At 51.0% G+C, this 22334-nt stretch carries 16 protein-coding genes; 10 read left to right on the top strand and 6 right to left on the bottom strand.

From position 1 onward, the window contains the following. Window positions 1-64: 64 nt before the first annotated feature. On the bottom strand, window positions 65-781 hold the full coding sequence (locus D6024_RS13260) for a C40 family peptidase (RefSeq protein ID WP_121355107.1): 717 nt from the start codon (window positions 779-781) through the stop codon (window positions 65-67). A gap of 182 nt (window positions 782-963) precedes the next feature. On the opposite strand from D6024_RS13260, the gene dnaE reads away from it, so the two are divergent. Beyond that, a complete protein-coding gene (gene dnaE, locus D6024_RS13255; RefSeq protein WP_121355106.1) occupies window positions 964-4599 on the top strand; it encodes a DNA polymerase III subunit alpha in 3636 nt (1211 codons plus the stop codon). A gap of 153 nt (window positions 4600-4752) precedes the next feature. After that, window positions 4753-5073, top strand: a complete 321-nt coding sequence (trxA, locus tag D6024_RS13250; protein ID WP_121355105.1) for a thioredoxin — start codon at window positions 4753-4755, stop codon at window positions 5071-5073. A gap of 112 nt (window positions 5074-5185) precedes the next feature. On the opposite strand, the gene D6024_RS13245 is transcribed toward trxA, so the two are convergent. Next, window positions 5186-6481 carry a nucleoside permease gene (locus D6024_RS13245; RefSeq protein ID WP_121355104.1) on the bottom strand — a complete coding sequence of 432 codons (1296 nt, stop codon included), beginning with the start codon at window positions 6479-6481 and terminating at the stop codon, window positions 5186-5188. Window positions 6482-6831: 350 nt separating this feature from the next. On the opposite strand from D6024_RS13245, the gene D6024_RS13235 reads away from it, so the two are divergent. Together D6024_RS13235 and mqnE are read left to right on the top strand one after the other, a co-directional pair. Further along, complete coding sequence (locus D6024_RS13235; RefSeq protein WP_121355102.1) at window positions 6832-10836, top strand: T9SS-dependent choice-of-anchor J family protein; 4005 nt, start codon at window positions 6832-6834, stop codon at window positions 10834-10836. Window positions 10837-10971: 135 nt separating this feature from the next. Beyond that, complete coding sequence (gene mqnE, locus D6024_RS13230) at window positions 10972-12096, top strand: aminofutalosine synthase MqnE (RefSeq protein WP_121355101.1); 1125 nt, start codon at window positions 10972-10974, stop codon at window positions 12094-12096. A gap of 211 nt (window positions 12097-12307) precedes the next feature. Here the strand turns inward: mqnE and D6024_RS13225 are convergent, their stop codons facing one another. Beyond that, window positions 12308-15028, bottom strand: coding sequence for a M14 family metallopeptidase (locus D6024_RS13225; RefSeq protein WP_121355100.1), 2721 nt, complete (start codon window positions 15026-15028; stop codon window positions 12308-12310). A 239-nt stretch (window positions 15029-15267) separates the two neighbouring features. On the opposite strand from D6024_RS13225, the gene D6024_RS13215 reads away from it, so the two are divergent. Further along, a complete protein-coding gene (locus D6024_RS13215) occupies window positions 15268-15798 on the top strand; it encodes an NADPH-dependent FMN reductase (RefSeq protein WP_121355098.1) in 531 nt (176 codons plus the stop codon). A gap of 46 nt (window positions 15799-15844) precedes the next feature. Continuing rightward, the gene (locus tag D6024_RS13210; RefSeq protein ID WP_121355097.1) at window positions 15845-16579 is read left to right on the top strand and encodes a membrane or secreted protein; all 735 of its coding nucleotides are present in this window, start codon (window positions 15845-15847) and stop codon (window positions 16577-16579) included. 156 nt (window positions 16580-16735) lie between these two features. On the opposite strand, the gene D6024_RS13205 is transcribed toward D6024_RS13210, so the two are convergent. Beyond that, the gene (locus tag D6024_RS13205) at window positions 16736-17404 is read right to left on the bottom strand and encodes a dioxygenase family protein (protein WP_121355368.1); all 669 of its coding nucleotides are present in this window, start codon (window positions 17402-17404) and stop codon (window positions 16736-16738) included. Between the two features lie 166 nt (window positions 17405-17570). Between D6024_RS13205 and D6024_RS13200 the strand changes: the two genes are divergently transcribed. Genes D6024_RS13200 through D6024_RS13190 form a run of 3 tightly spaced genes read left to right on the top strand, consistent with a single transcriptional unit; the run spans window position 17571 to window position 20024 of the window. Further along, on the top strand, window positions 17571-18599 hold the full coding sequence (locus D6024_RS13200; protein WP_162944748.1) for a sensor histidine kinase: 1029 nt from the start codon (window positions 17571-17573) through the stop codon (window positions 18597-18599). Continuing rightward, entirely contained in the window at window positions 18596-19318 is a 723-nt protein-coding gene (locus D6024_RS13195) for a LytR/AlgR family response regulator transcription factor (protein WP_121355095.1), read from the top strand. Before D6024_RS13200 ends, D6024_RS13195 begins: the two co-directional genes overlap by 4 nt. A 37-nt stretch (window positions 19319-19355) precedes the next feature. Further along, a complete protein-coding gene (locus D6024_RS13190) occupies window positions 19356-20024 on the top strand; it encodes a GDSL-type esterase/lipase family protein (protein WP_121355094.1) in 669 nt (222 codons plus the stop codon). A gap of 75 nt (window positions 20025-20099) precedes the next feature. On the opposite strand, the gene D6024_RS13185 is transcribed toward D6024_RS13190, so the two are convergent. Together D6024_RS13185 and D6024_RS13180 are read right to left on the bottom strand one after the other, a co-directional pair. Next, entirely contained in the window at window positions 20100-20492 is a 393-nt protein-coding gene (locus D6024_RS13185) for a response regulator (protein ID WP_121355093.1), read from the bottom strand. A 133-nt stretch (window positions 20493-20625) separates the two neighbouring features. Then, window positions 20626-20874 (bottom strand): hypothetical protein, encoded by a 249-nt coding sequence (locus D6024_RS13180; RefSeq protein ID WP_121355092.1) that lies wholly within the window; start codon window positions 20872-20874, stop codon window positions 20626-20628. A 165-nt stretch (window positions 20875-21039) separates the two neighbouring features. Between D6024_RS13180 and D6024_RS13175 the strand changes: the two genes are divergently transcribed. Then, entirely contained in the window at window positions 21040-22152 is a 1113-nt protein-coding gene (locus D6024_RS13175; protein ID WP_121355091.1) for a lactonase family protein, read from the top strand. Window positions 22153-22334: the final 182 nt, after the last annotated feature.

Genomic DNA, 22334 nt, shown 5'->3' with positions numbered 1-22334 from the left:
CAACCGTTTTGCATCAAAAAAGCCCTGCTTTCCGGCAGGGCTTTTCAAATTTTTATGTGGAATACTAGGGATTTGGAGTTAACAAAACGGCCGGAACAGCATTGTTCTCTTCTACCAGTCTACCGGCGCCAATCAGGCGGTTGGCATAGTAGGGATCGAACATGTCGGAAATGGTGACGCCGTTGGACGAAGAGGCATGAACAAACTTGTTGTTACACAGGTACATTCCCACATGCGATACGCCTCCGGTGGTATTGAAGAAAAGCAGGTCGCCTTCCTTCAGTTCGGTGCGGGAAATCCTGCGACTGGCATCGTATTGCTGTTTGGCCGTGCGGGGCAGCGCCATGCCGTAAAGTGAAGCGAAAAATACCTGCATCAGGGCCGAACAATCGATCCCTCTTTTGGTAGCCCCTCCCAACAGGTAGCGGGTTCCCATCCAGCCGTCGATCAGGTTCAGCAGGTGGATATTTTTCAGGAATTCAACTTCTACATCCAAAAGCAAGGAGTATTTAAACTGCAGGGCGCCGGCGCCTTCGATTAAGCCGGACGACGAGGTTTTCGCTGCATTCAACAGGTCTTTTTTAACAGTTGGAACGGCCATCCGTACGGGTTCGGCAGGCATGGCTTCAACAGCCGGTTCAATGGAGATGTCATCGAGAAATTTATAATTTGTTTTAGAGGCTTCGGTGTTATTTTGTTTGACGGATGTTTGGGCCGACACGGACATGAAACTGCCCATAAATAACAAGATGGTGGCTGTCAATAGGATTTGTTTTACCATGAGGCTTGTTTTTGTGGTGCTCGGTGAGGGACGAAAATAGGGTCTTTGTTCCATTTTTCCCACACCCTGTGGATTTCTTTCAACGGACCTTAACAGGCATTATTGCGTTAAACGGCTGTACCTTGCGCAAGGTAGGCCGCCCTGCCTTTTACAATTTCTGATTTAGATCAAGAGGAGACCCGATGAAGTTTAGCCATTTACACGTTCACACACAATTTTCCCTTCTCGACGGTGCCGCCAATATCCAGGCATTGTACAAAAAAGCAGTGAAAGAGGGAATGCCGGCCATTGCCATCACCGACCACGGGAATATGTTCGGTGCGTTTGAATTTGTATCGGAAGCCTACAAGCACAAAAACGATGATGGAACCGTTAAGGTAAAGCCGGTCGTTGGGTGTGAATTCTATGTCGTGGCAGACCGAACCCGCAAGACCTTTTCCAAAGAGCAGCGCGACCAACGCTACCACCAGGTGCTGCTGGCGAAAAATGCGATCGGGTATCAAAACCTGATCAAGCTGACTTCTTTGGGCTACCTGGAGGGAATGTACTCCAAGTATCCCCGTATCGACAAACAATTACTTGAGCAATACCACGAAGGCCTGATTGCCACCACCTGCTGCATTGGTGCCTATGTACCGCAAACCATCCTGCACGACGGCGAGGAAGCCGCCGAGAAAGAATTCAAATGGTGGCTGGACATGTTTGGCGAAGACTACTTCATCGAGCTGCAGCGCCACAACATGCAGGAGCAGGAAACCATCAACCAGGTGCTGCTGAAGTTTGCCAAAAAATACAATGTTCCGGTCATTGCCACGAACGACAGCCACTATACCGACCGTGATGATTACAATGCCCACGACATCCTGCTTTGCATCAACACAGGCGAAAAGCAAAGCACACCGGGCTTTGATGATTTCGTAAACGACGATGCCAACCATAAAAACCGGCGCTTTAAATTTCCCAACGACCAGTTCTATTTCAAAGGCGTTGACGAAATGAAAAAGCTGTTCAGCGACGTGCCGGAAGCCATCGACAACACCAACATGATCGTGGACCGCGTGGAATTGCTGAACCTGAAAAAGGACATCCTTCTTCCCGCCTTCCCGATCCCGAAAGAGTTCCAGGTACACAACGATGCCAACCTGAATCAATGGGAATACTTAAAACACCTGACCTTTGAAGGAGCCCGCCAGCGCTATGGCACCATCGACGAAAAGGCGCAGGAACGCCTCGACTTTGAGCTGCACACCATTAAAACGATGGGGTTTGCCGGTTACTTCCTCATCGTATCTGATTTTATCAGGGCGGGTCGCGACCTCGGCGTCTTCATCGGTCCCGGTCGTGGATCGGCGGCAGGTTCGGCGGTGGCCTATTGCATTGGCATTACCAATATCGACCCGATTAAATACGACCTGCTGTTCGAGCGTTTCCTCAACCCCGATCGTAAGTCGATGCCCGATATCGATACGGACTTCGATGACGAAGGCCGGCAGAAAGTGATCGATTACGTGGTGCAGAAATATGGCCGCAACCAGGTGGCGCAGATCGTCACCTATGGTACGATGGCCGCGAAAATGTCCATCAAGGATGTGGCCCGTGTGCTGGACCTGCCGCTGGCCGAATCAAATGCGTTGGCCAAGCTGGTGCCCGACAAACCCGGAACGGAACTGGGCCGTGTGCTGAAGGCGCCGCTCACTGCGAAAGACGGCGAAAAGAGCCTGGAAGAAAAAGAAGGCTACGGCAACGACGATATCGAGAATGTCAAGCAGCTCCGGGCCATTTACAACGGCAGCGACATCCGTGCGCAGGTGCTCAAGGAAGCCGAACGCCTGGAGGGATCCGTGCGGAACACCGGTATTCACGCCGCCGGTATCATCATCGCTCCCGACAACCTGATGAACATCATCCCGGTGTGCACGGCCAAAGACTCCGAGCTGCTGGTGACGCAGATTGAGGGGAAGATCATCGAGGATGCCGGGGTGATCAAGATGGACTTCCTGGGTTTGAAGACCCTCACCATTATTAAGAATGCCCTCGAAATGATCAAGGCTAACCACGGCGTTGACATTGTAATTGACGATATTCCGCTGGATGATCTGAAGACCTACGAGATCTACCAAAAAGGTGAAACCATCGCCACCTTCCAGTTTGAAAGCCCGGGCATGCAGAAATACCTGAAGGAACTGAAGCCCGACCAGTTTGCCGACCTGATTGCGATGAACGCCCTGTACCGTCCGGGTCCAATGGCCTATATCCCTCAATACGTCGACCGCAAACATGGACGCGAGGAGGTCAAATACGACCTCGCGGAAATGGAAGAATACTTGAAGGAAACTTATGGTATCACGGTGTACCAGGAGCAGGTGATGTTGCTGGCGCAGAAGCTGGGTGGCTTCTCCAAGGGAGATGCCGACGTGCTGCGAAAAGCGATGGGTAAAAAAGACCGGAAGACGCTGGACAAGATGAAGAGCAAGTTCATCGACGGCGCCGTGGCCAAAGGCCACCCGGCAAAAGTGTTGGAGAAAGTCTGGACCGACTGGGAGGCCTTTGCCCAGTATGCCTTCAACAAATCGCACTCGACCTGTTATGCGTTCGTAGCCTACCAAACGGCTTACCTCAAAGCCCACTACCCTGCCGAATACATGGCGGCGGTACTCAACAACGCCAACGCCATTGAAAAACTCACCTTCTTTATGGAAGAGTGCAAGCGAATGGGTATCCGGGTACTCGGACCGGATATCAATGAATCCAGGAAAGGTTTTGCCGTGAATGCAAGGGGGGAAATTCGCTTTGGCCTGGGGGGATTGAAAGGCGTGGGTGAAGCAGCCGTGGAAAGCATCATCCTCGAACGCGAAAAAGAAGGCCATTACAAAGATCCGTTCGATTTCATGCGTCGCATCAACCAGCGAACGGTGAACAAGAAAACACTGGAATGCCTGGTGTACGCCGGCGCCTTCGACACATTTCCGCAACTGCACCGTGCCCAGTATATCTGCATCCCGGAAGGTGAAACCCAAACGGGGCTGGAAAAAATCATCAAGTATGGCAACATCGTGCAGTCACAAACACTCAATACGTCAAACACACTGTTTGGCGATTTGCCCGCCGTGCTCGATATCAAACCGCCGCAGATCGCCAGTTGCCCGCCTTGGTCGTTGACGGAGCAACTGGACCGGGAAAAAGATGTGGCCGGTATTTACCTGAGTGGCCACCCGCTGGATCACTACAAATTTGAAATGAAGAATTACGGTATTACACCGGTTGCCGATTTCAACGAGGTCAAAGATTCTCCCACCCTGTCTGCACAGGGCAAAAGCTTCAAGCTGCTTTGTCTTGTGTCCACGGCCAATCAACGGATTTCGCGGCAGGGAAACAAGTTTGGTTCGTACGTGCTGGAAGATTATTCCGGCAAAACGGAACTGGTTTTATTCGGCGACGACTATGTACGGTTCCAGGCTTTCCTGCTGCAGGGATCGGCTGTGTTGCTCTGCGGCGCGTTCAAGCAGCGCATGTACAAACCCGAATACGAGTTTAAACTGACAAGCATTACGCTTGCCGAAAATATCAAGCGCCAGCTCACCAAGCAGCTGCAACTCGAGATGGATGTACGCAACCTGCAAAGCGAGATCATTGCTTTTTTTGAAAAAAACCTGCAGACGCATCCCGGGAGTTCCTCGGTCCGCATCACGGTTGTCGAGCCAAAAAATAACTGGAAGGCGGCGCTGCAAACAAACGGGCATGGCTTTGAAATGAACCACGAAATGATCGAGTTCCTCGAACGAACGCCGGAAATCGATGTAAAAGTCGTCACAGCTTAAGCGTAAAAGAAAAAGGGGTACGGTTGAGATTTGAGTTCGGATGACTTTTGAAATTTTACTTTTGGCTTGCTCTCCTGACACGACGTCACGAAAATTCGGATTGGGCTTAAATTTGCAGAATTATCGTTTGAAAATTTTTTAAATCATAAAACCATGGCAAAAGCATTCACAGATTCAAACTTTGAAACGGAAGTACTGAAATCGGATAAATTGACAATCGTTGATTTTTGGGCTGAATGGTGCGGCCCCTGCCGTGCTATCGGACCAGTAATTGATGAACTGTCGAAAGAATATGACGGGAAGGTAAATATCGGCAAACTGAACGTTGATGAAAACCCGCAGGTAAGCATGAACTACGGTATCACGTCCATTCCTGCCATTCTGTTCATCAAAAACGGACAGGTTGTTGACAAGCTGGTTGGTGCGCAACCGAAAGGCAACTTTGTGAAAAAGATCGAAGCACATGCTAATTAAACACAATTGGCAATAAACAAAAGAAAATGGGGTGAACGGTTTCACCTAAAAACGAAAAACCCGAAGCAAAAGCTTCGGGTTTTTCGTTGCAGAATGCTTGTTGCCGATTGGATCAATGCGGTGTCATTTCCTGCAGTGTGGCTGCCTCCAGCTCCTTATCCACCGTTTGGTGACGGTGCCGGAACAGAACAAAGAACAGGACGGCCACGATCAGTGCATAGATCGCAAATGCCAGCCAGATGCTGTGCCAGTTCTTATCGCCATTGGGCAATGTATAATACGCATCGATCACATAGCCACTCACCTTGCTTCCTAAAAAAGCGCCCAGTCCATTGGTCATCATCATAAAAAGTCCCTGTGCGCTGGACCGGATGGAGGGGCTGGTTTCCGTTTCCACGAAAAGAGACCCGGAAATATTGAAAAAGTCGAAGGCCATCCCGTAAACAATACAGGACAGGATGATCATCCACAAACCTTCGGCAGGATTGCCGTAAGCAAAAAGTCCAAAACGCAGCACCCAAGCCAGCATTGAAAATAACATGACTTTTTTGATGCCAAACCGTTTCAGGAAAAAGGGTATGGTGAGGATAAACAAAGTCTCCGACATCTGCGAAATGGACATGATAATCGTGGAGTATTTCACTACGAAAGAGTCGGGGCCATATTGCGGTATTTTTTTAAAGTCATCCAAAAACGTATCGCCATACATATTGGTTAGTTGCAAAGCGCCGCCGAGCAACATCGAAAACAGAAAGAACAGCGCCATCTTGTATTTCGCAAACAGCTTAAACGCCTGCAAGCCCAATTGTTCGGCGAGGCCGGCATTTTTGGCAATGCTTTTTTGGGGCGGGCATTTGGGCAGGGTAAAGGAAAACAAGCCGAGGAGCACCGCTGCGATTCCGCCGATGATAAATTGGTTGGCGTTGGCTTTGCTGCCGGTCAGGTTCGTGATCCACATGGCCACGATAAAACCAACCGTTCCCCATACACGGATCGGCGGAAACACTTTTACAACATCGTAGCCTTCCCGTTTCAGAATGGTATAGGCAATGGAGTTGGAAAGGGAAATCGTCGGCATATAGCAGATCATGGCGCCGAAGATGACATAGTAAAGCGTATCGGCATCATGCACTTTCGGTACATAAAACAGGAACGCACCATATAGAATATGCAGCAGGCCATAGAGCTTTTCCGCATCTATCCATTTATCCGCAATGATGCCTGTAACGGCCGGCATGAAAAGAGAAGAAAGCGCAAGCGTGGAGAAGATAGCGCCGAACTTGGCTCCCGGGTTTTCGATCTTCGCCATATCGCTGGAAAAGAAATAGGTGGCGATGGTAATCAGCCAGGCACCCCAAACAAAAAACTGGAGAAAACTCATTAGGGTCAGGCGGAACTTGATATTCATGTATCTGCTGCGTTTATTTTGCCGTGAAAGATAGCGGATTTAAAAATACAATACAGGTCGCCGGCTTGTTTCTGCGGTGAAATGCGAAGCGGCTTTCGTTATTCCAACTGCCCTCCGGAATCACCGTTTTGCCTCGCTTGTTTTCGTTGAAAAATTGCTTGCAATGACAAGGGGCAGGCAGGTGAATAACCAGATTGCTGGTGCACTGGTCATTTGCTTTTCCGTGCGGAAGCAACAAGCGGTATAGGGTTTCGTCCCGCTGACCGAAAACTTTTTTCCTGACCGTACGAATTGAGTATTATTGTCTCTACGAATACGATCCACCATTTTATTCAGTAAATCGAACTGCTTTGAAACCTGCCATTATCCTTGCTCTGACTGTTTCCGCCGGCCTTTTTTTATCAGTGAAAACGACGGCGCAGCAAAAAACCAACGCAGTCCGCCGTTGTGCCACCATGGACCGGGTCGCCCTGTACGAAGCAAACAACAACGCCTTTAAGACAGCCGCTCCCGAAAAAGCAAAACGGGTGATGGATGGTCCCAATGCCGGCAACTTTCGCCTGCAGGGCCTTGTCAGTATCCCGGTTGTCGTGCATATCGTTCTTCCCAACCCTTATCTGGTTACCGATGCAGATGTGCAGGCACAGATCGATCGCCTGAACCAGGACTTTGCAGGGCTCAATGCCGACAGCACCAATGCCATTAGCTTTTATACCGTGAGGGGACACAGCCAAATCCGTTTTTGCCTGGCACGTCGTTCACCATCCGGGCAACTGACCAACGGGATCGACCGCCGTTGGAGTGCCACAGGCTCCGATGCCACGGCCAGCACAGACCCGATCAAGCGCACGTCACTCGGTGGACTGGACGCCTGGAATACAAACCAGTACTTGAATCTCTGGATAGGCTCCGACGAAACCGGCCAGGGTATCCTTGGATATGCAGACAATGTCGGCGTGGGATCCGGCAGCGACGATGGCGTGTTTTTGAATTACAAGGCTTTTGGTTCTTCTGGCTGTTATTCCATGCCGCAATACAATTTGGGGCGGACGGCCACGCACGAAATCGGGCATTACTTCGGGCTTTACCACATCTGGGGTGACGATAATGGGACCTGTAACGGCGATGATTTCGCCCAGTTGCCTTCATCGACAAGCTGTAGCCTGCCGAATGGTTTGTTCAATCCTGCCGGGACAGGCAACGGCGCCAACGACGTGGGTGATACGCCCAACCAGGGCGACGCTACGACTTCCTGTCCCGTGGGCAGTATGACTGACGGCTGTGCCACGGCCAGCCCCGGCAAAATGTACCAGAATCACATGGACTATACCCAGGATGCCTGCCTGTCGATGTTTACCCGGAAACAGGTAGCCCGGATGGAATGGGTACTCGACAACTGCCGGGCAAGCCTGAAAACATCCCTGGGCTGCCAAACGCCGGCCGATGCTGTGTTGCTGGATGCCGGTGTGATTTCGTCCGTGAGTCCGGGCGGTGCAGAAATGATCGGGTGCTCCTCCATCTATTACACCGACACCATTAGTTGTCCCGGAACCCTGATCCCGAAATTCCGGGTTGTCAATAACGGGTTGACGACGCTGACCAGCCTGACCGTTGGTTACAGCTACGATAACGGTAACGCGGTTACACAAACTGTTTCGGTGAATATCCCGCAAGGTGGAACATCTGTCGTCACTTTCCCGGCGATTGCCGTAACAGTTGGCCAGCATACGCTTCGCTTTTTTACGGCTTCGCCAAATGCAGGCACCGACGCCGTACCCGCCAATGACTCCTATACCCAGAACTTCGTGGTGCTTGCCCCGGTGGCGACCCCTTTGAACCAGGGATTCGAAACAGCACTCCCCTATACCGACTGGACAATCGATAACCCGGATTTTGATTTTACCTGGCAGCGCACCACACCCGGACGCGACGGATCGCTGGGAAAACTTTCCATCGATAATTACTACATGGAAGGATTCAACCATATCGACGATTTCCGCAGCACGGCGATCACGGTCGATCCGGCATCGGCCTACCTTCTTTCGTTTGACCTGGCCCATAAAAATTACCCGGATGCCAACAATTCCGATACGCTGGCCGTCCTCGTCTCCACCGATTGCGGGCAAACGTTTAAACGGTTGTATAGCAAAGGCGGTGAACAACTGGCAACAGCCGGTTCTTCCGATTTGAATTACAACCAGCCAGCCGAGGGAGACTGGCGCACAGAAAATATAAGCCTGAACGGCTCACTGATCGCATCGGGCAGGATCATCGTGGTGTTCCGCAACATCAGCGGGTATGGCAACTGGATCCATTTGGACAATATCTCCATTGCAAAAGTGGGAGCAAGAGACCTGCAGGTCGTGGAGATCGCCAGCCCGGGATCAACGGTCTGCTCAGGATCCATCACGCCGGCCGTGACGGTTCAAAATGTGGGACTGGAAGCAGTCACCGCCTTCAGCATCGGCTACAGGATCGACCAGGGCGCCGTTTTGCAACAAACGTTTACGCAAACAATCAACCCGGGTGATTCGGCAACGGTATCGTTACCGCCGGGTGCAACGTTTTCGGGAACGCACACCTTAACCGCCTTTAGCTTTAGTCCTGTAGCGGTTTCAGGCACGGGTGATACGCGTCTCAGCAACGACACCCTCACCAAATCGTTTACTGTGGTTCGCCTGGCCAATACACCAGTCGTGGAAGATTTTGAAAACGCCTTTCCTTCACCCGGCTGGAGTATTGTTAATCCCAACAAAAATGTAACATGGACAAGAACGTCACCGGGTAAGGCCAGCCGGTATGCGGTTTACTTTGATAATTTCAACAACAACGTGATCGACGAGACAGACGACCTGCGCACACCATTCATCGACGTGAGTGGCGCCGACTCCGTGCTGGTGCGTTTTGACCTGGCCCACAAAAATTACCAGGGCTCTGTCGGCGATAACCTTTCCGTGCTGACGACAGTGGATTGTGGCAACACCTTTACACCGGTGTACAGTAAAACCGGTGCTGCGCTTGCCACCTCCGGCAGCACGCAGACTGAATACACAAATCCTGCTGCCGCCGACTGGAAAACCGAAAGCATCGTTTTAAATGCCCAGGCCCTCCGTTCGGGAAGTCTTGGCCTTGCATTCCGGAACACCAACGGTTTTTCGAATAACATCTTTCTTGATAATATTTCGGTCACCGCGGTTTACCAACGCGATGTGCAGATAGTTTCCATTCAACAACCGAAGAATTTTGTTTGCACCACCACTGTTACGCCATCGGTCACGGTACGAAACAATGGCACGGATACCGTAAAATCATTGCGTGTGGTGTACAGCATCAACAACGGTGCGGCGGTGTCGCAAACGGTGACCGGCTTGTCGTTGGCGAGAGGTGCAGAAACGGTTGTCAGCCTGGCACCAGTGACCGGTCTTGTGCCGGGCAGCCATGCGTTCACGGTCTATCAAACCGACCTGGTAACAGCAAAAGGCACGGTTGATTTGAACCGGAGCAACGATACGTTGCGCCTGTTATTTGCGGTCCCGGGTACGGTTAATGCGCCGCTGGAAGAGAGTTTTGCAGCCGCGGGCTTCCCGCCAAATGGCTGGAGTGTGCTAAATGGCGATCATGCAATCACCTGGCAGCGATTCGCGACGGGCAACGGCAACGAGGGTTCGGCATTTCTCAATACCTATCGCTATTTTACCCTGGGCCAGAAAGACGACCTGGTGTCGCCGGTTGTCAACTACGGCCCCGTGGATTCGGTTCGTCTGAATTTTGATTTGGCCGCTGCCATAGCCTCCGCGGGTCCGGACACAATTCCGGTAGACACCTTGGAAGTGCTGGTGACAAAAGACTGCGGCAACAGTTTTACCACGATCTATAAAAAATGGGGCAACGACCTTCAAACCCTTGGGGCCAATGCCACGCACGTTGATGAATTCTTCCCGCAAAGCAGCCAGGAGTGGCGTACCGAGTCGGTCGACATTAGCCCATTTGCCGACGGCGGGCCGATCGTGGTTTTCTTCCGGGCTACCAACAATAACGAGAACAATCTTTTTATTGATAATGTCAGCATCAAAACGAAGATCCTCCCCTCCTTGCTGAAACAACAGGGCTACCTGGTCTATCCCTCTCCGTTCCAAAGCAACTTCGTTGTCTGGCACTATCAAACGCCGGCCGACCTGCGGTACATCCGGGTCATGAACGTAACTGGCCAAACCCTTTGGACAAAACAGTTCACCGGGAACGCCAGCAAGCAGGAGGCTGTAAACCTGGGTGGCAAGCCGGCCGGGATCTATTTTGTTGAAATGGGCTACGACGGCGGGAAGAAATCGGTCACCCAGCGTGTGATCAAACAATAAAGCGGTGTATCCACTTTCGTTTGTTCACTCGAATAAAGCATGTTGAAAACGGAACCTGATAAAGATCATCGCGAACCGACTCAAAGTCCTGCATTTTAGCAGGACTTTTTTTTGTTCGCTGCTTACTTTTGCGCTATGAAAGCAACTGCAGAAAACGTTCTTTTCCGCCACGAATCTCCGGCCCTGCAAACCATTGCCGACAAGGTGTATGCTGGTGAGCGCCTCACCGAAGAAGATGGCCTCCTTTTGTTTGAGAAAGGCAACCTTTCCTTTGTTGGCGCCCTCGCCAATCATGTTAAAGAAAAGCGTCACGGCGACGCCGTTTTTTTCAACCGGAACTTTCACATCGAGCCGACCAATGTCTGCGTGTTTTCCTGCAATTTTTGTTCGTACTCCCGCCTCTATGCCCACCGTGAAGAGGGCTGGGAACTGTCGGTAGACGACATGCTGAACATCGTTAAAAAATACGACGGGCAGCCGGTGACGGAAGTGCACATCGTGGGCGGCGTTCACCCGAAAATGAACCTGTATTTTTTTGCCGACCTGTTGAAGGCGATCAGGGCGCACCGGCCCGACCTGCATATCAAAGCGTTTACCGCTGTGGAACTCGATTATATGTTTCGCAAGGCGAAACTTTCAGTTGACGAAGGCGTGCAGGTATTGAAGGAAGCCGGGCTGAATTCCATTCCCGGTGGCGGTGCCGAGATTTTTGATTCTGCGATCCGGGAGAAGATCTGTGCCGACAAAGTGGACGCAGAGGGATGGCTGGCGATACACGAAGCCATTCACAATGCCGGCATGCACAGTAACGCCACGATGCTGTACGGACACATCGAAACCTATCAGCACCGGATCGATCATATGAGCCGGCTGCGCCGTCTGCAGGACAAAACCGGCGGCTTCAATACTTTCATCCCGCTCAAATTCCGTAACGGCGACAACGACATGAGTTCTGTGCCCGAAGTGAGCGTGGTGGAAGATTTTCGCCTCTATTCCATTGCCCGCCTGTTCATGGACAACTTCCCCCACCTGAAAGCCTACTGGCCCATGCTGGGACGGAAAAACGCGCAACTTGCACTTGCCTTTGGCGTGGACGATATCGATGGTACCATCGACGACACTACGAAGATCTATTCGATGGCTGGCGCCGAAGAGCAAAACCCGGCCATGAGCACCGACGAACTGGTAACACTGATCAAACAGGTGAAACGCAAACCCGTGGAACGGGATACGCTTTACAACGTGATCAGGGAATATTGATGGTGAAAAATAATCTCTCACGGGTCGCCCTGATGAATTCAAAAAAGCAACTGTAGCTTTCCGTGCTATCTGTGAGAAAACGTTTCTGCTCCGTAGCCAGGCGAACACTGAACGGAGCGTGGTAACGAATGTTCAATCGTTTTCCTGCAGTTAATTCCATAGAAAAACACCTTCTGACTGAAGGTGTTTTTTGTGTTCAAAAAGGTATCACTTACTCGTTCCCGTAGAGTGTATTAAACAGGAACTTAAAAGTGCCATGCGTTTGTCCGCGGAACGTGATCTCCGGCCCAAAAGCGTAGAAGCTACCCTTCCCAACCGGAGCCCAAAAGGCCGCGATGCCGTCTTTGAGGTAAGCCTGTCCCCAGGCCCAGCCGCTGCGCAGGGTTTTGTCCGTCGCAAACCAGCCAATCGGCTTTACCGAGCCCCGGGCAACGGCTTCGGGAGACAGCCTGAAAACCGGGCTCCCATCAAAATACACGTCCACCTCCGAACGGGCTCCCCATGCGGCGGGCTGTGTCGAGTCGACGCTCATGCGCAACACACTTCCGGGGATATAAAACTTTTCACCCGGCAGCGACCGCTCTCCGGCCGCCGTCATTTCAACCAGTGCATTGCGTACCGGCAGGCCGAGGTGATAGGCCAACGCGGTGCTGCTTCCAATGGTCACCACACGACCACCTTCTTCCAGAAATTTCCGGATCTGTGGTATCGACGTATCCGCACTGATCCGTCCCAACCTGGCGCGCCATTCAGCCGGCACATCTTCGGCTTTGGGTTGGCGTAACGGATTGCTTGCACCGGGTGCGGGAATGGCACCGCCGACAAAAACCAGGACATCGTATTTCCGCTTCAGGTTCCCGGCGTCGATTTCTTTCGGGTACACCACATCGGCACCGAAGTGGTATTGCTCCATCAGCCAGCGCACCCACCCGGAGGCCATGGAACCGCCGTATTGATCCCAAAGCCCGATACGAAGCGACGAAACGTTTTGCAGCGAAGAAGGTTTGGCCGACACCTCGACCTTCAGCCCGGTAGCCGTTGCAGTCTCCCGTAAAACAGCTTTTGCTTTTGTACCGGAAGGGACAAAAAACGAACCGGCCTCTTTCCCATGGGTGATGCGAAAAACCGGAACGCGAGCCTTCAACAAGTCGTTGACGACAGAATAGGCGGCATTCGATTGCCCATTCAGCACATAGCCTGCGCCGGCTGCCGGCAAAACGCTTTTTGCTGTTTGTGCCTGCCCGTAAGGAACCGTTTCAAAAGGTCCCTGGAAGTCATCCAGCAGGCGGTCGAACTGCACACCCATGGTATATGCCAGCGTCCAGCCGGCGGCATCGTAAGGGCGAACAGGCGGCCCGCCTGGATAAGCAAAATCGTTGGGGTGATCCTGCGGCTCAAACATGTCAAGTACATGGGGACGAAAAGCCTGCGCCGTTTTGACGATGTAGGAGCCGGCCGGATACGATTTGCCCTTTACCGAAAAATCAGTTGTTGCTTTTTGCACCTGGATGCCGGAGCCGATCAATGCATTGACAAAGCGCACCGCCGACGGAAAATCGGGCTGGTCGGCCGGGATGATATAGCCCCGGGCATCCCGCAGTGTGGGATCGGTAAACACCGTTTCAAAATATTTTCGACCCAGCGAATCTGTTCTGGCCGTGTTAGCGGCTGTTTCAGTCCGCGGCGTTTTTTGGTCTTTTTTGGTGACATTGGTCAGTGAGTCGACCCACTTTGGTGAAAGCGTCCAATTGTCGCGACTTCCTTTTTCAATGGAATTTTTTCCCATGCGGTAAATGCCGAACAACACGTCTTCTTTTTGATTGACGGCATAATTCGCCACCGCATAATTGAGCGAAACGGAGTAGTCGATCGACTGCCGGAAATGCCATTGTTGCGGCGCCACCGGGTTGGGTGTAGCGTCGTTTGGAATCAGCCGGCTTGGAATCAGCGGGATGCTGGCCGGTGTGGGATTGCCGATGATTTCAGTGAGCAGCCCAATCATGTTGTGGAAATAGGCCGTCGTTCGCAGGCCACCGTTCCACCATGTGGAGTAAACCGATCCGGCCCGCTTGGTATAACCCGGTTTGTTTTCGACATTCAGGCGATTTTCCATGGCGGCACCCACAGCGTCAATGCCGGTTACCAGCAGCGGATCGTAAACAAAGTTGAACGGATCGCGGTAAGGAGGCCCCGAAAGCACGGAGCCGGGCGGGCCGGTCTGGTGATGGTTGTAAATGATTTGTGGCATCCACTCCAGATATTGCTGGCGGCTGATGTTCTGCGTTTCCCTGACGTTCTGGATAAAAAAGTCGCGGTTGTTGTCGTGGCCAATGTATTTCTCGTAGAGCCGTGGAATTGTGAAGTTGCGTTTTTTGGGATCTTTTTCCTGCATGTACCAGTTGGAAACCAGTTCCTGTCCATCGGGGTTGGCATGTACAAAAAGAAGAATGGCATTATCGAGAATATGATTTGTTTCCTTGTCGTTCCGGCTTACAAACTGGTACAGGGTTTCAATCAACTGGTGCGTGCCCACCACCTCGGTGGCATGCAGGCCGCCGTCGATCCAAACCACCGCTTTTCCTTCGGTGGCCAGTGCCCGTGCCTGTTCGTCCGTCAGGTTCTCGGCCCTTGCCAGTTGCTGGGAAATAGCTTTGTAGCGATCCAAGTTTTTGATATTGGCCGGCGACGACACGATCATCATATACTGGTGACGGCCTTCCTCTGTCAGGCCCATGTCAACTAGCTTCGTGCGGTCTGATGCGGCGGCAAGCTTTTTCCAATAAGCCTCCGTCTGCGTGTAATTGGCCAGGGTGTAATCGTCGCCGATGTTGAAACCAAAATGTTCCTTTGGGGTCGGGATTTGTTGCGCAAAAACGGTTGCCGTTCCCCGTAACAGGAATAGCAAAAGAAAACAACGTAGGATGAATTGCATGAATGAAAGTTAGAGTTGGCCATAAATATATCGACAAATCAACACCGGGATATTTCGATTCTCGGGAACGAATCGGTGTTTGCAGGTAATGGTAGAAAATGTGTGGAAAAAGAAAATCCCCTCGGCGCACCGTACCGCAATCTTGTTTCGAATGCACAAAAGCCAGGTGGCTGCCATGCAGATAGCTATTTTTACAGCGGCAAGCAAAAACGGATTTAACCTGCCTTGAATAGAAAGCCATGGATGAAAAGAAAACGATTTTCGCAATTGTCGGAAGTGCCAGCCAGCAGTCGGCCAACCAAAAACTTGTTGACCATTTCATCAACCTGACAAAAGACGATTTTATTGTCACCCAATGGGATGACTTAAAACGGCTTCCTCCTTTCAACCCGGAACAATCGGCTGGTGATCCACCAGCAATCATCCAGCAGTTTCGTGCTTCCATTCAGCACGCAGACGGCCTGTTGATTTGTACGCCGGAATATGTTTTCAGCATCCCGAGCGGATTAAAAAATGCCATTGAATGGTGCGTCGCCTCGACGGTTTTTTCCTACAAACTCGTTGGCCTGATTACCGCATCGGCAAATGGGGAAAAAGGGCACGAAGAATTACAGTTGATCATGAAAACGGTCATGGCTAAATTTTCTGCCGAAACCGCCCTGTTGATCCGGGGGATAAAAGGGAAAATCAATGCGCATGGTGAAATAACGGATCGCAAAACCGGCGATGACCTGGACCGATTCATCAGAGCATTTAAAGAGTCCTTCTGATTCATCCAGGCGGGAATTTGTCTTATATTCAAGAAAAATATACCGTATGACAAGGCTTCTGAAACTTTCCGCCTTTGCCTTCCTGTTTCTTGTTGCGCTGACCGCAACCAGCTTTGTGACATTCAAAAAACAAACACAGGTTAACCTCTCCGGCGCCTGGAAATTGCAGGACGTTCCCAACGAACAGGTCATCCTGTTCATGAACGATTATGTGACCTACACCAGCTTCAACAAAGAAGGAAAATTGTTTGAACAATCCATGGGTGGAACCTATAAAATTGACAATAGCCGGCTGCTGGCCAGCATTGAATTCAACTCGGCTGAGAAAGAACTGGTGGGCCAAACCATACCCTATCCGTTTTCGCTTGAAAATGACGTGTTGTCGATTACGGTCGACGGGCAGCCCACTACCTGGAAGCGAATTGACGAAGGTGCAGGCCCGCTGGCAGGTGTATGGCGCATTACGGGCCGCATGCAGGAGGGAAAGGTGGTGCCGGTGCAACAATCGGGAACGCGGAAAACCGTGAAAATTCTTACCGGCAGCCGTTTTCAATGGGTGGCCATGGATCCGGGCACCAAAGAATTTTCGGGCACGGGTGGTGGTACCTTCAGCTTTGCCGGTGGCAAGTACACGGAAACGATCGAATTTTTTTCACGGGACAACAGCCGTGTCGGTGCTTCCCTTTCCTTCAACGGCAAACTGGAAAATGATGGCTGGCACCACAGTGGCCTTAGCTCCCGTGGCGACCCGATTTATGAAATCTGGAACAAAGTGAAATAGCTGCAAAAGAAATTGCAGAAAGGAACGCGGCGCTGGCAAAATGCCCCGCGTTTTTTATTGCCGTTTTCTTTTTGAAGACCTGGATTTGCCGACAGTGCCTTGTCAGACCTTGGTTTCCTCACTTGGCAATTGCCGGTTGCGCCTTGCAAATTGGTATTAGTCGTTTTTAGCCGTGGGGTAACCTGGTATGTTCTGGCCCAGGTAAATGTTTCGTTCCCCGTACAAAATGCCGTCCTTTTCACGAAGCCTGATGATCCCGCTGCCACCCCTCCGCTCCTCTTTTTCTTTACCCGCTGCCGATAAAAATGGGTCGCCTTCAAATTGGTATTCATCGATCCAGTATTCATTTTTACCGGACTCTTTGACGATGGGATGGATATGCGCCGGAATGGTGCTCCCGGGGTAAGAGGCTGGCCGTAAAGTGAAAAACCTGTATTGTCCTTTTGCATTGGTCCGCATCCACCCTTTGATGTAGCCATGCCTGCCGGCATAACCTTCTTCGTTGTCACGATTCGTGTATTTGCCCGTCTGGTCCGTGTGGTACACATACAGGACGACATCCCTGGCCGGCGTATGGCCATCGCTTTGGAAAACCGTTCCGGAGATTACCAGCCGCGGACCTTTTTCGTTGAAGTCGGGAAGTGTATCCACCCAACCCAGTTGAGAAAATGGCACCGGGCTGTTGAAGATAACCTCGCAGCCTTCGCACGGTCCGCCAATTTTTTGCCCGTTGCTGCTGTTCAACAACGCGGGTTTTTTTTGCGAATTACTCTGCATGCAGGCAAGTGAAAGCATTGCTGCCAGGAGAAAGCAAACAGGTTTCATTTGTTTTCCATTTTGTCATAAAGGTTTCACCATGTGGCAAGGACGGCAAATTCTTTACATCACCGGCCGTACCTGCTTGATGAACCGATGCTGCGTTTCGTCAACAGATTGCCACCGGACATGTAAAGCCCCGGCTGCGGCAGAAATCGTAGATTTATTTTCGGATATGAACGCAAAAAACGTCTTGCTTCGTTTCAAGCTTCATCACGTACTGTTTTGGCTTTTGCTGGGAGCGGCCTGGTTTTATTTGCGCTACCAGGACTATTCCACGATTCAAAAGGCCCTGCAGGTCACGATCGTGAAGGTTTTGGACCTGACGATCATGATTTACATCGCCAATTATCTCCTGATCCCCAAACTGCTTTACCGGAAAAAATTTGTTCTCTTCGCCATCCTCGTTTTGAGCATGATCGTGCTAAGCAGTGGCTGGAAGATGTACCTAATCGGTCGCCTTCTGCACAACCCTGCACTTTACCACTGGACCGACCAGCTCAAGGCAAGAATTTACGACAATGTGCTGCCGCATATTTTCCTGGTGATCGCCGGGATGGCCTTTAAGCTGTTGTTGGACTATAACCGGATGCAAAGCCGCTTGCTGCAGGTCGCGAAAGAAAAAGCGGAAACCGAACTGAATTTCCTGAAAGCACAGATCAACCCGCATTTCCTATTCAACTCCCTCAACGCGGTGTATTTCCTGATCGACAAAAACAACAATGACGCAAGGGAAGCGCTGCACAAGTTTTCGGACATGCTGCGTTATCAATTGTATGGCGCCCGGGACAACAAAGTGAGCATCGAAAACGAATTGCAATACCTGCAGGACTATATCGGCCTGCAAAAACTGCGCAATGAAAACTGCTCGATACGACTCGACGTGTCACCCGGTCTTCCCTCCTTTACCATCGAACCGCTTTTGTTGCTGCCGTTCGTGGAAAATTCGTTCAAGCATCTTTCGCATTATGCCGATGGCAGGCCCAACCAGGTTGTGGTGGCACTGGACCGGCAAAACGGCGAGATGGAATTCTGCGTCAGTAATACAACCGAAGGCCGATCGAATGAAGAGCCGGGCGGCATTGGCCTGGCAAACGTGCGACGGCGGCTCGAATTACTCTACCCGAAAAAACACCATCTGGATATCAGCCAGGAAGAAGGCTGGTTTCGCGTTTGTTTGAAAGTAAAAATTGCCAGCCAATGAAACCGATCCGCTGTATTGTCATTGACGACGAGCCGTTGGCCCGCAAGGGGCTGAAAGAGTATATCGATGATGTGCCCTACCTTTTTTTTGAAGCGGCGTATGACTCCGCTCTCACTGCCTTGCAAACATGGAAAGAAGGCGGCGCGGACCTCCTGTTTCTCGACATTCAAATGCCGAAAGTAACCGGGCTCGAATTACTGAAAACCTTGCATACCCCGCCGCCCGTGATTCTCACCACGGCCTATCCCGAATTCGCCCTGGAAGGTTTTGAATTGAATGCCCTCGACTACCTTGTAAAACCCATCTCGTTCGACCGCTTTTTGAAAGCGGCGCAAAAAGCAAAAGACTATTATGAATTGCGACAGGCAACCGAAGGAGAAAGTAACCGGGAAAATGATTTTTTTTACGTGAAAGTGGACAACAAGCTGGTCAAACTGCTGTTCGATGACATTCTCTTTGTGGAAGCACTGCAAAACTATGTTGTCATTCACACGCGGCAAAAAAAATACATTACGTACCTCACCTTCAAGTCGATTGAAGAGTATCTTCCGCCCGGCAGTTTTATCAAAACCCATAAATCATTTATCGTTTCGCAATCAAAGATCGATACGATCGAAGGCAACGACATTTGCATCGGCGAACACCACATTCCCATCAGCCGGGCGACGAAAGAGGAAGTCCTGGAAAAGTTGCTGAAAGGCCGTTTTCTGAAGCGGTGAACGAAGGTTGTATCAGTGTGTTTCTTATCTTTCCGCCATGCTGAAATCTTTTCTACTGGTTGCCGGGTTATTTCTCGCCTGTAACAACTTCGTTTTTGCACAAACAGCCTGTCCGCCGTTTTGGAATGACATCCAGGCATTCGCGAAAAAAGACAGTGCGCAGTTGCCACCCAAAAACGCCATCCTCTTTGTGGGCAGTTCATCGTTTACCAAATGGACCGACGTGCAGGCTTATTTTCCCGGATACACCATTATCAACCGCGGGTTTGGCGGGTCGACCCTGAAAGATGTGATCCGTTATGCTTACGACGTCATTTTGCCCTATGCGCCGAAGCAGGTAGTTGTGTATTGCGGCGAAAACGATTTGGCCGGCGATCCTACGCTTACCGGTGCCGACGTGGCGCAGCGTTTTGAAACGCTGTTCGGGATGATTCGGCAAAACCTTCCTTCGGCGACGATCGATTTCATTTCCCTGAAGCCCAGTCCCTCGCGGCAGGCACTGTTCCCGGCATTTCAAAAAGCCAATATGCTGATCAAAGTGTTTTTGGAAAAACAGCCCAATGCGCACTTTATTGATGTGTATGCACCAATGCTCGACGCCAGCGGCAGTCCGCGCAAAGACATTTTTATAGAAGACAGGCTGCACATGAATGCTACGGGCTACAAGATCTGGCAGCGGGTACTTTTGCCATACTTGAAAAAATAAGCGGATTCGCCGCCCTGAGTCGGCCATAAAAAAAGCCCGGGCATTCCACCGGGCTTTTTTTCGTTTTGTTTACGACTATATTTTTTCTTTCATCAATTCAACGATCGCTTCGTAGAGCTGGTTTTTTGTAAACGGTTTTTCGAGGAAAATGTCGGCCCCGTTTTCCAGCGCCACGTCTTTTGCCGATCCGTCGAAACCGGAGATCATGATGATCCGGATGTTTGGATAATTGCTTTTAATATGGCTGATGAAATCGATCCCGAAACCGTCGGGTAACTTGTTGTCGAGGATCACAACTTCCGGTTGCTGTTTTTGTAGATATTCTTCAGCAGCCGCCAATTTTTTCACATGGTCGAGTTCCATGTCTTTCCCGTTGAGCATGATGTTCAACAGCAGGCACATGTCACCTTCATCTTCAATAATCAAAACTTTCTTGGCCTTTTTCTCTTCGGCGATAGCGTTTGTCATGAGTGTGTGTTTTGAGAATGGTTAGGATAATCGAGACCAACCCGTTTTGGTTGGCTTACTTCTTCCTAGAGAAAAAATCGTTCCAATAAAATTGTGGAAATACTACTGCCCAACATGCGGTAGCCCAACCTGCTTACCGCGTCTCGTTTTTAACCTGTTTCCAGGCATAGGCCAATGCAGCCACCGGCGACTCAAAAAGCTTTGTTTCGCCGTCTTCGTCGGCAATTGGATCGCCATCTTTTGCGTCCGGCGCCGGCTCTTCGTAAAAACAGGTGACCGTGAAATACTCCGTGGGGATGATGTTTGGATTGGATCGCTCTACGTGGTAGGGATCGACTTTCATCCACACGTCTTTGCCGTTGATAGTTTGCTTTTCGATCATAGCCTTTTCTTTACAAAGTTAGGGCCATCCATGCGTACCAGCTCCCCGCAACCGGTGTTGCCGCTGCAGCAAATGCTTTCCTGTTTTTTCCCAACCGCAGCGAATTCTTTTCCGATCGGTTGTGGCATACCGAAAAAAAGATAACTTGGGCTTTTACCATTGTTTATGAAAAGAATTGCAGCCCTCCTTCTAAGTGGCCTGGCTTTTTCAGCCGGCGCACAAAAAACCGTTTATCTCCTGGCCGGTACCTACACTACCGGGAAAAGCAAAGGCATTTCTGTGTATCGCTTCAATACGCAAAACGGGCAGGCGACCCTGGTAGATTCGGCCATAACCGCCAATCCCTCCTACCTGGCGGTTTCGCCCAACAAACAGTATGTGTATGCCGTTAACGAACTGGGAAACAATGAAGGCGGTGGAAAGGTGACGGCGTTTCGCTTTACTACATCGACGGGACATCTGGAACGCCTGAACGAGCAGTCTTCCATGGGTGAACATCCTTGTTATATCACCGTTGACAAAACGGGCCGGTGGGTGATTGTAGGCAATTACAGCAGCGGTACCCTTACCGTGCTTCCGGTAGCGGCCAGCGGCGAACTTGGAAAGGCTACAGACGTTGTTCAACACAAAGGCAGCAGCGTTCATCCGCGGCAGGAAGGCCCGCACGTACACGCCACGGTGCTATCTCCCAACAACAAATTTCTGTATGTGCCGGACCTGGGGATCGACAAATTGATGATCTATTCGTTCAACGATGCCACCGGCCAATTGTCGCCAAAAGATACGACCCTGAAACTGGCAGCCGGCTCCGGCCCGCGTCACTTCATTTTTCATCCCAATGGCCGGTGGGCCTATCTTGTGCAGGAGCTGAAAGGAACAGTCACGATGTTCCGGTACATGAACGGTGACCTTCAGCCTGCGCAAGTTATTTCCGCTCTTCCCACGGGATTCAAAAAGCCGTTTACTGCGGCCGATATTCATGTTTCTGCAGACGGACGGTTTCTATATACATCTCTCCGCGACTCCGCGAATCTTCTCACCGTCTTTCGCATCAACCCGGCTAACGGCTCGCTGGCACGCACCGGGCACCAGTCGGCACTTGGTAAAACGCCGCGTAATTTCAACCTCGATCCTTCGGGAAACTACCTGCTGGCCGCCAACCAAAACAGCGACGAAATTGTGGTCTTCCGTGTGAACAAAAAAACGGGAGGACTGCAGGATACGGGCCGGCGAATTGCGGTTGGCAACCCGGTCTGCATCAAATGGATTGTCCCGTAGCCAGCCGGCATCCCGGCGCGGCATAAAATTGGTATTAGCTTCCTGGTCAACGACGAGCGATGGTGAACGTGGATTTACGTGTTTTGCCATTGCAGCCCTGTGTATTACTGGTGCGTAAAATCTCCTTTTATGCATCGAAATTCTACGTGGGGTTGTCTATTTTTATATGAACCCTATACCAG

The sequence above is a fragment of the Flavisolibacter nicotianae genome (genome assembly GCF_003628535.1).
Lineage (GTDB): Bacteria > Bacteroidota > Bacteroidia > Chitinophagales > Chitinophagaceae > Flavisolibacter > Flavisolibacter nicotianae.
This window is presented reverse-complemented; position numbering and strand designations above follow the sequence as displayed.

What these genes read in the sequence shown, in the direction of transcription:
- trxA (WP_121355105.1), top strand. Translation starts at nt 4,753, where the DNA reads ATGGCAAAAGCATTCACAGATTCAAACTTTGAAACGGAAGTACTGAAA.
- D6024_RS13180 (WP_121355092.1), bottom strand. Translation starts at nt 20,874, where the DNA reads ATGATCGAAAAGCAAACTATCAACGGCAAAGACGTGTGGATGAAAGTC.
- D6024_RS13175 (WP_121355091.1), top strand. Translation starts at nt 21,040, where the DNA reads ATGAAAAGAATTGCAGCCCTCCTTCTAAGTGGCCTGGCTTTTTCAGCC.
- mqnE (WP_121355101.1), top strand. Translation starts at nt 10,972, where the DNA reads ATGAAAGCAACTGCAGAAAACGTTCTTTTCCGCCACGAATCTCCGGCC.
- D6024_RS13195 (WP_121355095.1), top strand. Translation starts at nt 18,596, where the DNA reads ATGAAACCGATCCGCTGTATTGTCATTGACGACGAGCCGTTGGCCCGC.
- dnaE (WP_121355106.1), top strand. Translation starts at nt 964, where the DNA reads ATGAAGTTTAGCCATTTACACGTTCACACACAATTTTCCCTTCTCGAC.
- D6024_RS13200 (WP_162944748.1), top strand. Translation starts at nt 17,571, where the DNA reads ATGAACGCAAAAAACGTCTTGCTTCGTTTCAAGCTTCATCACGTACTG.
- D6024_RS13185 (WP_121355093.1), bottom strand. Translation starts at nt 20,492, where the DNA reads ATGACAAACGCTATCGCCGAAGAGAAAAAGGCCAAGAAAGTTTTGATT.
- D6024_RS13225 (WP_121355100.1), bottom strand. Translation starts at nt 15,028, where the DNA reads ATGCAATTCATCCTACGTTGTTTTCTTTTGCTATTCCTGTTACGGGGA.
- D6024_RS13190 (WP_121355094.1), top strand. Translation starts at nt 19,356, where the DNA reads ATGCTGAAATCTTTTCTACTGGTTGCCGGGTTATTTCTCGCCTGTAAC.
- D6024_RS13210 (WP_121355097.1), top strand. Translation starts at nt 15,845, where the DNA reads ATGACAAGGCTTCTGAAACTTTCCGCCTTTGCCTTCCTGTTTCTTGTT.
- D6024_RS13205 (WP_121355368.1), bottom strand. Translation starts at nt 17,404, where the DNA reads ATGAAACCTGTTTGCTTTCTCCTGGCAGCAATGCTTTCACTTGCCTGC.
- D6024_RS13215 (WP_121355098.1), top strand. Translation starts at nt 15,268, where the DNA reads ATGGATGAAAAGAAAACGATTTTCGCAATTGTCGGAAGTGCCAGCCAG.
- D6024_RS13245 (WP_121355104.1), bottom strand. Translation starts at nt 6,481, where the DNA reads ATGAATATCAAGTTCCGCCTGACCCTAATGAGTTTTCTCCAGTTTTTT.
- D6024_RS13260 (WP_121355107.1), bottom strand. Translation starts at nt 781, where the DNA reads ATGGTAAAACAAATCCTATTGACAGCCACCATCTTGTTATTTATGGGC.